Origin of the sequence: Xanthomonas translucens pv. undulosa (assembly GCF_017301775.1) — a bacterium.
GTDB classification, from domain to species: domain Bacteria; phylum Pseudomonadota; class Gammaproteobacteria; order Xanthomonadales; family Xanthomonadaceae; genus Xanthomonas_A; species Xanthomonas_A translucens.
Map to the genome: position 1 here is coordinate 435,245 of NZ_CP063993.1, position 14,030 is coordinate 449,274.

At 68.4% G+C, this 14,030-nt stretch carries 9 protein-coding genes; 8 read left to right on the forward strand and 1 reads right to left on the reverse strand.

The genetic code is table 11. The features are described from left to right. Window positions 1–57: 57 nt before the first annotated feature. The 4 genes from ISN38_RS01670 (at window position 58) to ISN38_RS01685 (ending at window position 6,453) form a co-directional block, all read left to right on the forward strand. On the forward strand, window positions 58–2,883 hold the full coding sequence (locus tag ISN38_RS01670; RefSeq protein WP_003472466.1) for a 2-oxoglutarate dehydrogenase E1 component: 2,826 nt from the start codon (window positions 58–60) through the stop codon (window positions 2,881–2,883). A gap of 44 nt (window positions 2,884–2,927) precedes the next feature. After that, complete coding sequence (gene sucB / locus ISN38_RS01675; RefSeq protein WP_003472464.1) at window positions 2,928–4,142, forward strand: dihydrolipoyllysine-residue succinyltransferase; 1,215 nt, start codon at window positions 2,928–2,930, stop codon at window positions 4,140–4,142. A gap of 138 nt (window positions 4,143–4,280) precedes the next feature. Continuing rightward, entirely contained in the window at window positions 4,281–5,720 is a 1,440-nt protein-coding gene (gene lpdA, locus ISN38_RS01680) for a dihydrolipoyl dehydrogenase (protein ID WP_058359010.1), read from the forward strand. A 139-nt stretch (window positions 5,721–5,859) separates the two neighbouring features. Further along, window positions 5,860–6,453: an LOG family protein gene (locus ISN38_RS01685; protein ID WP_003472459.1), complete on the forward strand. Its 594-nt coding sequence runs from the start codon at window positions 5,860–5,862 to the stop codon at window positions 6,451–6,453. A gap of 188 nt (window positions 6,454–6,641) precedes the next feature. Here ISN38_RS01685 and ISN38_RS01690 read toward each other — a convergent pair whose 3' ends face one another. Further along, window positions 6,642–9,518 carry a bifunctional diguanylate cyclase/phosphodiesterase gene (locus ISN38_RS01690; protein WP_038239790.1) on the reverse strand — a complete coding sequence of 959 codons (2,877 nt, stop codon included), beginning with the start codon at window positions 9,516–9,518 and terminating at the stop codon, window positions 6,642–6,644. A gap of 214 nt (window positions 9,519–9,732) precedes the next feature. Here ISN38_RS01690 and ISN38_RS01695 point away from each other — a divergent pair, with 214 nt between their 5' ends. The 4 genes from ISN38_RS01695 to ISN38_RS01710 all read left to right on the forward strand — a co-directional run bounded on the left by ISN38_RS01695 (window position 9,733) and on the right by ISN38_RS01710 (window position 14,012). Further along, a complete protein-coding gene (locus tag ISN38_RS01695) occupies window positions 9,733–10,287 on the forward strand; it encodes an RNA polymerase sigma factor (RefSeq protein WP_003472451.1) in 555 nt (184 codons plus the stop codon). Then, complete coding sequence (locus tag ISN38_RS01700; RefSeq protein WP_206712034.1) at window positions 10,284–11,396, forward strand: hypothetical protein; 1,113 nt, start codon at window positions 10,284–10,286, stop codon at window positions 11,394–11,396. The genes ISN38_RS01695 and ISN38_RS01700 overlap by 4 nt, the downstream gene beginning before the upstream one ends. 259 nt (window positions 11,397–11,655) lie before the next feature. Further along, window positions 11,656–12,249, forward strand: a complete 594-nt coding sequence (locus tag ISN38_RS01705) for an IMPACT family protein (protein WP_038237467.1) — start codon at window positions 11,656–11,658, stop codon at window positions 12,247–12,249. Continuing rightward, window positions 12,246–14,012, forward strand: coding sequence for an ABC transporter transmembrane domain-containing protein (locus ISN38_RS01710; protein ID WP_003468030.1), 1,767 nt, complete (start codon window positions 12,246–12,248; stop codon window positions 14,010–14,012). The genes ISN38_RS01705 and ISN38_RS01710 overlap by 4 nt, the downstream gene beginning before the upstream one ends. Window positions 14,013–14,030 lie beyond the last annotated feature (18 nt).

Sequence of the window (14,030 nt, forward strand, 5' to 3'; positions counted from 1 at the left end):
CGCCTCCGCCGGTTCCAGCCGTAAGCCAACCCACCAAAGCGACCCGACCCCACCATCGTGGACAATCTCCTAAAGCAGTTTGCGCAGTCATCGCAACTCGCCGGCGGCAATGCCGCCTATATCGAAGACCTGTACGAGCAGTACCTGGTCTCTCCCGACAGCATCGACCCCAAGTGGAAGACCTACTTCGACGGCTTCCAGGGCCGCGATGCCGGTGACGTTCCCCACTCCGCGGTCATCGCTCACATCGCCAGCGCAGCGCGGCAGGCCGCCAACAGCGGCACCAGCCCCGGCGGCGACGAGCGCGAACGCCATGTCGGCCGGCTGATCACCGCCTACCGCTCGCGTGGCCACCTTGGCGCGCGCCTGGACCCGCTGGGGCTGACCCCGCCGATCAATCCGCCGGACCTGGGCCTGCCGTTCCACAGCCTGTCGGAAAGCGACCTGGGCAGCGAGTTCAGCACCGGCGGCCTCGGCGGCCAGCCGCGCATGAAGCTGCGCGACCTGCTGGCACGGCTGAAGGCGACCTACACCGGGTCGATCGGCGCGGAATTCATGCACATCTCCGAATTCGAGCAGCGCCAGTGGATCTACCAGCGGCTGGAGAACGCTGGCGGCAACATCGCCGCCGATGCCGACAGCCGCCGCCGCACGCTGGAGCGGATCACCGCCGCCGAAGGCCTGGAGCGCTACCTGCACACCAAGTACGTCGGCCAGAAGCGCTTCTCGCTGGAAGGCGGCGATGCGCTGATCCCGATGATGGACGTGGTGGTGCGCCGCGCCGGCGCCGATGCGGTCAAGGACATCGTGGTCGGCATGGCCCACCGCGGCCGCCTCAACGTGCTGGTCAACACCCTGGGCAAGAACCCGCGCAAGCTGTTCGACGAGTTCGAGGGCAAGTTCGAGCACGCCCACGATGATCGCGCGCACACCGGCGACGTCAAATACCACATGGGCTTCTCCGCCGACGTGGCGGTGGCCGACGGCAACTCGGTGCACCTGGCGCTGGCGTTCAATCCCTCGCACCTGGAAATCGTCGACCCGGTCGTGGTCGGCAGCGTGCGCTCGCGCCAGGAACGTTACGGCGACGCCGCGCGCAAGACGGTGCTGCCGGTGGTGATCCACGGCGATGCCGCGTTCGCCGGCCAGGGCGTGGTGATGGAGCTGTTCCAGATGTCGCAGGCGCGCGGCTTTGCGGTCGGCGGCACCGTGCACATCGTCATCAACAACCAGATCGGCTTCACCACCAGCGCCCGCGACGACGCCCGCTCCACGCTGTACTGCACCGACGTGGCGAAGATGATCGGCGCGCCGGTGTTCCATGTGAACGGCGACGATCCGGACGCGGTGGCGTTCGTGGCCAACCTGGCCTACGACTTCCGCCAGCAGTTCAAGAAAGACGTGGTCATCGACCTGGTCTGCTACCGCCGCTGGGGCCACAACGAGGCCGACGAGCCGGCGGCGACGCAGCCGGTGATGTACCAGACCATCCGCAAGCACAAGACCACCCGAGAACTATATGCCGCGCAGCTGGAAAGCGAAGGCGTGATCCAGGCGGGCGAGGCGCAGGCGCTGGTCGACAGCTACCGCAACAAGCTCGATTCGGGCGAATACACCACCGAACTGGCGACCCGCAAGCCGGACGAGTTCGCCATCAACTGGTCCAACTACCTGTCCGGCAAGGTCACCGACAAGGTCGATACCACGGTCAAGCGCAAGACCCTGGACCACCTGGCCAAGATCATCACCACGATCCCGGCCGGCGTGGAACTGCATCCGCGCGTGGGCAAGATCTACGAGGACCGGGTGAAGATGGCCGCCGGCGACCTGCCCGGCGACTGGGGCTTCGCCGAGAACCTGGCCTACGCCACCCTGCTCGGCGAGGGCCACAAGCTGCGCCTGGTCGGCCAGGACGCCGGCCGCGGCACGTTCTTCCACCGTCACGCGATCCTGCACGACCAGAAGACCGACAGCTATTACCTGCCGCTGCGCCAACTGGTCGAAAACCCCGAAGACGCCACCGTGATCGACTCGCTGCTCAGCGAGGAAGCGGTGATGGGCTTCGAGTACGGCTACTCGACCACCGATCCCAACGCCCTGTGCATCTGGGAAGCGCAGTTCGGCGATTTCGCCAATGGCGCGCAGGTGGTGATCGACCAGTTCATCGCCGCCGGCGAAGCCAAGTGGGGCCGCATCAGCGGCCTGTCGCTGTTCCTGCCGCACGGCTACGAAGGGCAAGGCCCGGAGCACAGCTCCGCGCGCCTGGAGCGCTTCCTGCAGCTGTGCGCGCTGGAGAACATGCTGGTGTGCGTGCCGACCACGCCGGCGCAGTGCTTCCACATGATCCGCCGGCAGATGCGCATGACCACGCGCAAGCCGCTGGTGGTGATGACGCCCAAGTCGCTGCTGCGCCACAAGCTGGCGGTGTCAACGCTGGAGGAACTGGCCGACGGCGAGTTCCAGCACCTGATCCCGGATGCAAAGGCCGATCCGAAGCGGGTCAAGCGCGTGGTGGCCTGCTCGGGCAAGGTCTACTACGACCTGCTCGAGGATCAGACCAAGCGTGGCCAGGACGACGTCGCCATCCTGCGCGTGGAACAGCTGTACCCGTTCCCGCGCGAACTGCTGGCCGCGGAGCTGAAGCGCTACAGCAACGCCACCGACCTGGTCTGGTGCCAGGAAGAACCGCAGAACCAGGGCGCCTGGTACCAGATCAAGCACCACCTGCAGGCCTGCCTGGCCGACGGGCAGAGCCTGCACTACGCCGGCCGTCCGCGCTCGCCGTCTCCCGCTGCCGGGCATTTCGCCGAGCATCTGGAAGAGCAGCTGAAGCTGGTCGCCGACGCGCTATTGAATCCGTTCAACGACCAAGTCGCTGAATAACCCGCCTTTCCCTTCCAAAAGACCCCACTAGGACGCCCTCTGCAATGGCCACCGAAGTCAAAGTTCCGGTACTGCCCGAATCCGTATCCGATGCCACCATCGCCAGCTGGCACAAGAAAGCAGGCGACGCGGTCAAGCGCGACGAGAACCTGGTGGACCTGGAAACCGACAAGGTCGTGCTGGAAGTGCCCTCCCCGGTCGATGGCGTGCTGAAGGAGATCAAGTTCGAGGCCGGCGCCACCGTGACCAGCTCGCAGCTGCTGGCGATCATCGAGGAAGGCGCCACCGCCGCTGCGGCTCCGGCCGCGGCCAAGGTCGCCGACGCATCGGCGCCGGAAGCACCGAAAGCCGCTGCCGCCGAAGCGCCGAAGGCGGCCAAGGTCGAGTCGGCCAAGGCTGCCGGCGACGTCTCCACCCTGCCCCCGGGCGCGCGTTTCTCGGCGATCACCGAAGGCGTGGATCCGGCCCAGGTCGACGGCACCGGCCGGCGCGGCGCGGTGACCAAGGAAGACATCCTCAACTACGCCAAGAACGGCGGCGCCGGCAAGGCCGCCGGCGCGCGCCCGGAAGAGCGCGTGGCGATGACCCGAGTGCGCAAGCGCATCGCCGAGCGCCTGATGCAGTCGAAGAACTCGACCGCGATGCTGACCACCTTCAACGAGGTCAACCTGGCCAAGGTCTCGGCCGCGCGCAAGGAGCTGCAGGACGAGTTCCAGAAGGCCCACGGCATCAAGCTCGGCTTTATGAGCTTCTTCGTCAAGGCCGCCGCCAACGCGCTGCAGCGCTTCCCGCTGGTCAACGCCTCGATCGACGGCGAAGACATCATCTATCACGGTTACAGCGACATCTCGATCGCGGTCTCGACAGAGAAGGGCCTGGTCACGCCAGTGCTGCGCAACGTCGAGCGGCAGTCGTTCGCCGAGATCGAGAAGGGCATCGCCGACTACGCCAAGAAGGCGCGCGACGGCAAGCTGAGCCTGGAAGAACTGCAGGGCGGCACCTTCACCGTGACCAACGGCGGCACCTTCGGCTCGCTGCTGTCCACCCCGATCATCAACCCGCCGCAGAGCGCGATCCTGGGCATGCACGCGATCAAGGAGCGTCCGATCGCCGAGAACGGCCAGGTCGTGATCGCGCCGATGATGTTCCTGGCGCTGTCCTACGACCACCGCATCATCGACGGCAAGGACTCGGTGCAATTCCTGGTCGACATCAAGAACCAGCTGGAAAACCCGGGCCGGATGCTGTTCGGCCTGTAATCCAGCTGCCGGGACGCGGGACTCGGGACTCGGGACTCGGCAATGCAGATCAAGCAGGACGCGGGACATGCAGGCGATGGCTTTGCGGGTCCCGGGTCCCGAGTCCCGAGTCCCGCAAAAGCACAGGACTCCCGCAACATGTCAGAACAACATTTCGACGTCGTCGTCATCGGTGCAGGTCCGGCCGGTTATCACGCGGCAATCCGCGCCGCACAGCTGGGCATGAAGGTCGCCTGCATCGACGCGGCCCTGGGCAAGGACGGCAAGCCGGCGCTGGGCGGCACCTGCCTGCGCGTGGGCTGCATCCCGTCCAAGGCGCTGCTGGATTCCTCGCGCCAGTTCTGGAACATGGGCCACCTGTTCGGCGAGCACGGCATCAGCTTCAAGGACGCCAAGATCGACGTCGCGGCGATGGTGGGGCGCAAGGACAAGATCGTCAAGCAGTTCACCGGCGGCATCGCGATGTTGTTCAAGGCGAACAAGATCACCCCGTATTACGGCTTCGGTGAACTGCACGCAGGCAACGTGGTCAAGGTCAAGCAGCACGACGGCAGCATCGTCGAGCTCAAGGGCACCAACGTGATCCTCGCCGCCGGCTCGGATTCGATCGAGCTGCCGTTCGCCAAGTTCGACGGCGCCACCATCGTCGACAACGTCGGCGCGCTCGACTTCAGCGAAGTGCCCAAGCGTCTGGCGGTGATCGGCGCCGGCGTGATCGGCCTGGAGCTGGGCAGCGTGTGGAAGCGCCTGGGCGCCGAGGTCACCATTCTCGAGGCGTTGCCGAACTTCCTGGCCCTGGCCGATGCCGAAGTGGCCAAAACCGCGCTGAAGGAATTCAAGAAGCAGGGTCTGGACATCAAGCTGGGCGCCAAGGTCTCCAAGACCGAGCTCGCCGGCAAGGGCAAGAAGCAGGAGGTCGTCGTCACCTACACCGATGGCGAAGGCGAGAAGAGCCTGACCGTGGACAAGCTGCTGGTGGCCGTGGGCCGCCGCGCCGCCACAAAGGGCTTGCTGGCAGAAGGCACCGGGGTCAAGGTCAACGAGCGCGGCCAGATCGAAGTCGATGCGCATTGCCACACCGGCGTCGATGGCGTATGGGCGATCGGCGACTGCGTGCGCGGGCCGATGCTGGCGCACAAGGGCTTCGAGGAAGGCATCGCGGTCGCCGAGCTGATCGCCGGCCTGCCCGGCCACGTCAACTTCGACACGATCCCCTGGGTCATCTACACCGAGCCGGAAATCGCCTGGGTCGGCAAGACCGAGCAGCAGCTCAAGGCCGAGGACGTGCCGTACAAGACCGGCAGCTTCCCGTTCGCCGCCATCGGCCGCGCCGTGGCGATGGGCGAGCCGGCCGGCTTCGTCAAGGTCATCGCGCATGCCGAGACCGACCGCGTGCTCGGCCTGCACCTGGTCGGCGTCGGCGTCTCCGAACTGGTCCACGAAGGCGTGCTGGCGATGGAGTTCAACGGCTCGGCCGACGACTTGGCGCGCATCTGCCACGCCCACCCGACCCTGTCCGAGGCGATCCACGACGCCGCGATGGCGGTGAGCAAACGGGCGATCCATAAGGCCAATTGAGCCGGAACTCGGGCAGAGCCCTGGCCACTGACGAACGCCGGGCATCGCCCGGCGTTCTCTTTTCGAGACCATGATCCCCAGCCTGGTCCCTGGTCCCGAGTCGACCAAAGCATCCCATCCCTCTGATTCCCCTATCTCCATGAAAAGCATCTGCGTCTATTGCGGTTCCAACGCCGGCAACAAACCCGCCTACGCCGAGCGCGCTACCGCGCTGGGCACGCGCATCGCCGAGCAGGGCCTGCGCCTGGTCTACGGCGGCGGCAATGTCGGGCTGATGGGCACCGTGGCCAATGCGGTACTGGCCGCCGGCGGCCAGGTCACCGGGGTGATCCCCAAGCAACTGGCCGACTGGGAAGTGGCGCACCGCGGCCTGACCGAACTGGAAATCGTCGGCTCGATGCACGAGCGCAAGTCGCGCATGTTCGACCTGTCCGACGGCTTCATCGCTCTGCCCGGCGGCTTCGGCACGATGGAAGAGATCTTCGAGATGCTGACCTGGCGCCAGCTCGGCATCGGCAACAAACCCTGCGCATTCCTGGACGTGGAAGCGTTCTACGCACCGCTGATCGGCATGATCGACCGCATGGTCGCCGAGCGCTTCCTGCACCCGGACCAGCGCGCCGACCTGTGGTACGGCAACGACATCGACACCATGCTGGCGTGGATGCACGACTACACCCCGGCGCAGGCATCGAAGTGGATCGACGAAAAGCGCCGCAATGCGCTGCGCTGAAGCCCGCCGCTCTTAACAAGCCGTACCCCCAGGGCGCGTCGCAACGCACCCAGCATCCGCGGTAGAGGTTTCAGTCCCGAGAAGCCGCATAGTCCGCCGCATGCGGACGACGTCTGTCGCGGCTGAAGCCGTTCCTACAGGGACTTCGGAGCGCGGGGCGGTGCGCTATCGCGCACGCTCGCTCGCCATCAATCGTGCTGCGCAGGCCGTCCCAACAGATACCCCTGCCCGTAGTCGCAACCCAGCTCACGCAGCGTATCCAACTGCTGCTCGGTCTCGATGCCTTCACCGATGGTCTCGATGCCAAGCGTACTGGCCAACGCCAGAATGCTGCGCACCAGTGCATAACTGCCCGCACCGCTTTCGCCATGCAGCCCGGCGACGAAACTCTGATCGATCTTCAACGCCGAGATCGGGAACCGGTGCAGATACGACAGCGCCGAAAACCCCGTGCCGAAATCGTCCAGCTGCGCCACCACCCCGCGATCGCGCAGTGCCTGCAGGATCGTCAACGTACGCGGCGCATCGTCGAGCAGCGCCACCTCGGTGATCTCCACCCGCAAGCGCTGCGGATCGGCGCCGGCACTGTCGATCAGCCCGAACAGCCGTTCGGTGAAGTCCGGCGAACGGAAATGCCGCGGCGAGACGTTAACCGACACGTAACCGCTGCCGCCCTGGACCAGGCGCCGGATCACCTGCGCATACAGCAACCAGTCCACCTGCTCGATCAGCCCACTGTCCTGGCCCAGATCGATGAACTGGCTCGGCACCAGCAGGCCGCGGCTCTCATGGCGCCAGCGTAGCAGCGCCTCGTGGCCGACCACCTCGCCATCGACCAGGCGCACGATCGGCTGGTAGAACGGCTCGAAATCGCCGCTTTTGATCGCCCGCCGCAGATCCGCCTCCAGGTCCAGGCTGCGCAACGCCGCCTCGCGCATCGCCTCGTCGAACACCGCGCACCGGTCCTGAGTCTGCACCTTGGCCCGATACATCGCCGCGTCCGCATCGCGCAGTAGTTCTTCACCGCTGCTGTAGCGCGGATGCCAGGCGGCAATGCCCAGGCTGCCGGACGGGAACAGCTCGCGGCCGGCCACCCACATCGGCTGGCCGAGCACGCCGAGCAGGCGCTGCGCCAACTCGCGCACGCCCTCCAGCCCCTCTTCGCAGCTGACCAGGATCGCGAACTCGTCGCCGCCCAGGCGCGCGACCACATCGTCGCTGCGCAGCGTGGAGACGATGCGCTTGGCCACCTCCACCAGCATGTCGTCGCCAGCGGCGTGGCCGATGCTGTCATTGACCAGCTTGAACCGGTCCAGGTCCAGGAACAGCACCGCGAAGGACATGCCGTCGCCGTTGCGCGCGCGGTGGATCGCTTCGCCGAGCCGGTCCAGCAGATGCGAGCGGTTCGGCAGCCCGGTCAGCGCATCGTGCAGCGCCTGGTGGGTCAAGCGCTGCTCGGCGCGCCAGCGCTCGGCGATCTGCGCCAGCAACTGCTGGTTGACCTCGGCCAGTTCGCGGGTGCGCTCGGCCACCCGTTGCTCCAGTTCCGCATGCGCCAGCTGCAGCCGCTCCTGCGCGCGCTGCCGGGCCAGGCCGCCGCCGACGTTGTGCGCGACGAAGGTCAGCAGCCGCTGGTCGTATTCGGTGAAGCGCACCTGCGTGGTGTAGCTCTGCACCACGATCGCGCCGACCACCTCACCCTCGTCGAACAACGGCACGCCCAGCCAGCTGTGCGAGCGGCCGCCGTATTCCTGCACCTCGCCCTGCACCACAAGCGCCTCGATCTGCGCCAGTTCCAGCAGCATCGGCTGGCGTTTGCGCATCACGTACTCGGTCAGGCCCCTGCCCCGCCGCCGCAGCGGACGCCGCGGGCTGTGCTCGTCAACCGAGTAGACGAACTCCAGCATCTTGGCGTCGTCGGACAGCAGCGCGATGTACAGATTGCGCGCGTCGATCAGACCTCCGACGATGGCATGCACCTCGGCGTAGAACTGCTGCAGGCTCTCCGAGCGGATCGCCAGCTCGGCGATGCGGAACAAGGCCAGTTGCAGAGTTTCGGCACGTTTGCGCTCTTGTATCTCGTCCTGCAGGTCGTGGTTGGCGCGCTGCAGTTCCTGGGTGCGCAACTGCACGCGCCGCTCCAGCTGCACCTGCGCTTGACGACGGTCCATTGCGGTCAGCACGTGCTGGGCGACGTAGGCCAGCAGCGCGCGGTCGGCATCGGTGTAGTGCAGCGCGTGGTCGTAGTTCTGCACCACGATCGCGCCACAGACGCAGCCTTCGCGCAGCATCGGCACGCCCAGCCAATCCTTGCTCTCCGGGCCATGCAGGGCGTCGTAGTCCACCCGCAGGCGGTCGCGCACCTGCGGCGACGGGCCGCGCACCGCCTGGCCGTGGCGCAGCAGGGCGAAGGTCAGGCTGTTGGGCATGTCGCGCTGGAAATACAGCGTTTCCGGATCGGCGACGAAGTCGTCGTGGCGGTCGGAGAAGTACAGGAACCGCATGCTCTGCTGCTCTTCGTCGTACTCGACGATGTAGCAGTTCTCCGCATACATCAGTGAATCCAGCACCGAGTGCACGTGCTGCAGCATCTGCCCCATTTCCAGGTCCGCCCCGGCCAGATCGGCGATCTCGTATAGCGCCTGCTGCAGCTGCTTGGACTTCTCCAGGCCCTCGATGCGCGCATGCATCCGCTCCGTTTCCAGCAGCGCCAAGCCGAACGCGGCCGCCATCTCGCACCAGGCGGCGCGATGCGGCTCGGACAACGGGTGTTGCAGCCGGGCGGCCACCGCCACGCGGGCCCCGTCCGCCGTCTTCAGCACGTGCAGCAGCGTCTGCGCAGGCGCCGGCACGGTTTCGGCCAGGCAACGCCGCACCAGCACCGGCAGCCAGGCCGGCGCATCCGGCGTGGCGCCGAACAGGCGCCCGCCGACCGCGTCGTCGCCGCACGCGATGGCCACGTCGCTGCCAGGCGGCAGCAAGCCACACAGTGCCACTGCGGGGTGCGTGAAAGCGGGGCCGTCGGGTTGATCCTGGCGGACGATCGCGGACGGCTCGAACAACATCGACAACAACTCCTCCATGACGTCGGACCTGCCCTACGCCTCCCCCTTGGACGTCAGCATACCTTTTACGTGAACAGGCGCACATACGGTGACCCCATGCAGGCCGCTGGCGCGTTCACTATCTACGATGTCCGCGCCCCTCCCGCCCCTGCCCGCCGCCGCCGTGCACACGCCGCGCTATGCGCCGGCGCGGCGAACGCTTAGGCTTGCCGCCGTGGATGCCCTGGTCGAAACGAGCGACGAAGCCCTGATGCTGGCCTACGCGGCCGGCGACGCCAGCGCGTTCGAGACCCTGTACACGCGTCACCGCGGCCGCCTTTACCACTACCTGCTGCGCCAGCTGCGCGACGTGGCGCTGGCCGAGGAGATGTTCCAGGACGTGTGGCAACGGGTCATCGCCGCGCGCCAGGGCTGGCAGCCGCAGGCCGCATTCAGCACCTGGCTGCTGCGCATCGCCCACAATCGGCTCGGCGACCACTGGCGTGCCGCCAAGCACCGCCCGGCGGCGCCGGCCGACGCCGAACTGCGCACGGCCAGGGTGCCGGATCTGGATACCCCGGAGCGGCAGCTGTCCGCGTTCGAACAGCGGCGCCAACTGCAGTTGGCGCTGGACGACCTGCCGGAGGACCAACGCGAAGTGCTGCTGCTGCGCCTGGAACAGGAACTGAGCCTGGAGGAGATCGCACAGATCACCGGGGTCGGCCGCGAGACGGTCAAGTCGCGGCTGCGCTATGCGATGGACAAGCTGCGCGTGAGGCTGGGCGGATGAACGCCGACGAACCGCTGACCCCGGAAGAACGCGCCCTTGCCGAACGCCTGCGACAGGGCCGGAAGGCGCTGCCGTCGGCGGCGCTGGACGCATCGATCCTGGCCGCTGCGGCGGCCGCGGTCGCCGCGGTCGCCGCAGCGGACACGCCGCATCCGCACCCAGCCGCCAGCATGCCGGCGCCGCGCGCGGCAGCACCATTGGCGGCGGACGCGGCCGCTCCCATCACACGGCCGCGGCGCCGGGCGCGTTGGCCGGCTTGGAGCGGGCTGGCAGCATCGTTGACGCTGGCGGTCGGCATCGCCTGGCACCTGCGCCCCCCGGAACCCAGCGCTGCCGCAGCGACTGCCGACCAGGCCGCTGCCGAGCGACCGGCCGATCCGCAAGAGGCTGCAACGGCGTCGGCCGCAGCTACAGCCGACGCACCCCAAATCGCCACCGCGGTGACGCCGCCCGCACCGCCACCGTCAACACCTACGCCGAAGCGGGCGCCGGCGGTTGCCGGCCGCGACACGATCCGCGCCGCACCCGCACCCGCACCCGCGCCAGCGCCAGCGCCCGCGGACCTGCCCGCCGCGGCCGAACCGGCGCCGATGGTCGAGCCACTCCCCCCGGCCGCGCCGCCGGCCATGCCCGCCCCTGCGAAAGCGCTCGCGCCTGCGCAACCGCAGGCGCTGGCGAAGCAGGCAACGCGCTCGCGCGAAGCGGATGCCCCGCAGCGCGAAGACCGCCGCCTGCTGCAGCAACGCCGCCAGGACCGCGACGAGCGTGCGGGCAACGCCGCGGCGAGCACACAGGCATGGGAAGCGGAAGGCGACACCGCGCGTATCGAGGGCGACCTCAGCGCAGTGCCGGCACCGGCACCGCTCGCCGCGATACCGGACGCGCCTGTCGCAGCGGACGCGGCCGCAGACGCCTACGACGCCGATCCGGCGTTTGCGGCCGCCGTGGAGAGCGACGCAGGCCTGCCGCCACGACGCTGGCTGGCGCGTATCCGCGAACGCCGCGACGCCGGCGAGCACGCGGCCGCGCGCGCCAGCCTGCAACGGCTGCAGCGCGAGCACCCGCACACGCACATCCCCGAAGACCTGCGCGACCTGCTGGACCACTGAGTCGTATCCGCGCCCAACCCCGCTGGCGGCACTACGGACCGATTCGGCGCCGGTGATCGCGGAACAAAATCCGCCGCGCGCGTTCCTCGCACGCATGCGTCGCAACGCGAACCTGCCCACTGCCGTTTGCAACTGTGCGTACATCGGCGCAGTTGCCTGATTGCGCGCGATGCCGAATGGCGCAGCTCACCGGCATCGAAAGCAACGCTTGCCCCCCGCATCCGCGGTCGGCCGCGGCGCCTCGTCTAGAATGGCGCCGATGCCCGATACGCTTCCCCATCCCGTCAGCCACAGCGTGGACATCAAGCACAGCCGCTTTCTGGCGCGGGCTGAGCCGATCGCCGACGCCGGCGCGGCGCTGGCGTTCGTGCAGCGGATCGCGGTAGCCGATGCCACCCACAACTGCTGGGCCTACCGACACGGCGACGACTACCGCTCCAGCGACGATGGCGAACCGGCCGGCACCGCCGGCCGTCCGATCCTGGCGGCGATCGACGGCCAGGGCTTCGACCGCGTGGTGGTGGTGGTCACGCGCTGGTACGGCGGCATCAAGCTCGGCGCTGGCGGCCTGGTCCGCGCCTACGGCGGCACCGCCGCCGAGTGCCTGCGCCTGGCGCCACGGCAACCGCTGCTGGCCTTGCGCCTGATCACCCTGCACTGCGGCTTCGACGATCTGGGCACCGTGCACGCGGCGCTGAGCGCCTGTGCCGCCGAAAAACTCGATGAACGCTTCGACGCGGACGGCGCCGAACTGCAGCTGCGATTGCCCAGCGATCGCGTGGATGCCTTGAAAACGCGACTGCGCGACGCCACACGGAACAGGGTCCGCTGTTCGGAAACCTCCCCCGCATGAACGATCCGTCGGCCGACCAGGCCAAGTCGCTGCGCAAACTCGGCAGCCTGCGCACCCTGTGGCCGTTCGTGCAGCGCCAGCGTGGCCTGTTCGGCGCCTGGCTGTTGGCGCTGGCGGTGTCGTCCAGCGCGACGCTGAGCCTGCCGGTGGCGGTCCGGCAGATGATCGACCACGGTTTCAGCGACAGCAGCAGGATCAACCAGTCCTTCGCGCTGCTGTTCGCGGTGGCGGTGGTGCTGGCGATCGCCACCGCGCTGCGCTTCTACTTCGTGTCGTTGCTGGGCGAGAAGGTCGTCGCCGACCTGCGCGGGCGCCTGTACGCGCACCTGATCGGCCTGCATGCCGGCTTCCACGACCGCAACCGCAGCGGCGAGCTGGTGTCGCGGCTGTCGGCCGACAGCGAACTGCTGCGCGGGGTGATCGGCAGCACCATGTCGGTGGCGCTGCGCAGCACGGTCACGGCGATCGGCAGCATCGTGATGCTGTTCGTGACCAGCCCGCACCTGGCCGCCTACGCGCTGCTCGGCATCCCGCTGGCGGTGTTGCCGATCGTGCTCGGCGCGCGCCGCCTGCAGAAGATTTCGCGCGCCAGCCAGGACCGCGTCGCAGACGCCAACACCCTGGCCGCCGAAACCCTGGGCGCGGTGCGCACGGTGCAGGCGCACGCGCGCGAACCCTACGAGCGCAAACGCTTCGGCCAGGCGCTGGCGCTGTCGGTGGATGTGGCGCGGCGCCGGGTGCGTGCGCAGGCGCTGATCACCGCGGTGGCGATCGTGCTGGTGTTCGGTGCGATCGTGCTGGTGCTGTGGTCCGGCGCGCACGAAGTGGCGGCCGGCGAGCTGAGCGCCGGCGCGCTCGGCCAGTTCGTGCTGTATGCGATGTTCGGCGGCGGCTCGGTGGCCTCGCTGGCCGAAGTCTGGAACGACCTGCAACGCGCCGCCGGCGGCATGGGCCGCATCGCCGAACTGTTCGCCGAACGCCCCGAGGTGCTGGCGCCGGCGCAGCCGCGTGCGCTGCCGCAGCCGCTGCGCGGCGAGGTGCGCTTCGAGAACGTGGTATTCCGCTATCCGCAGCGCCCCGACCATCCCGCGCTGGACGGCTTCGATCTGCACGTGCGGCCCGGCGAGAGCGTGGCCCTGGTCGGCCCCTCAGGCGCCGGCAAGAGCACCGTGCTGTCGCTGCTGCTGCGCTTCCACGATCCGCAATCGGGCGTCGTGCGGGTGGACGGCGCCGACCTGCGCGAGCTGGACCCGGCGCAGCTGCGCGAAGGCATCGGCCTGGTGCCGCAGCATCCGACCCTGTTCGCGGCCAGCGCTGCCGACAACATCCGCTACGGCCGGCTCGCGGCCAGCGATGCCGAGGTCGAGGCCGCGGCGCGCGCCGCCGAAGCCGACACCTTCATCGGCCAGCTGCCGGACGGCTACGCCAGCGAACTGGGCGAGCGCGGCGCGCGCCTGTCCGGCGGCCAGCAGCAGCGCATCGCCATCGCCCGCGCCCTGCTCAAGGACGCGCCGATCCTGCTGCTGGACGAAGCTACCAGCGCGCTGGACGCGCAGAGCGAATACGCCGTGCAGCAGGCGTTGGAACGGCTGATGGCCGGGCGTACCACGCTGGTGATCGCGCACCGCCTGGCGACGGTGCTCAAGGCCGACCGCATCGTGGTGATGGACAACGGCCGCATCGTCGCCCAGGGTACCCATGCCGAACTGCTGGCGCAGGGCGGCCTGTACGCGGAACTGGCACGGCTGCAATTCATCGACTGAGCACACCGCGCTCACACC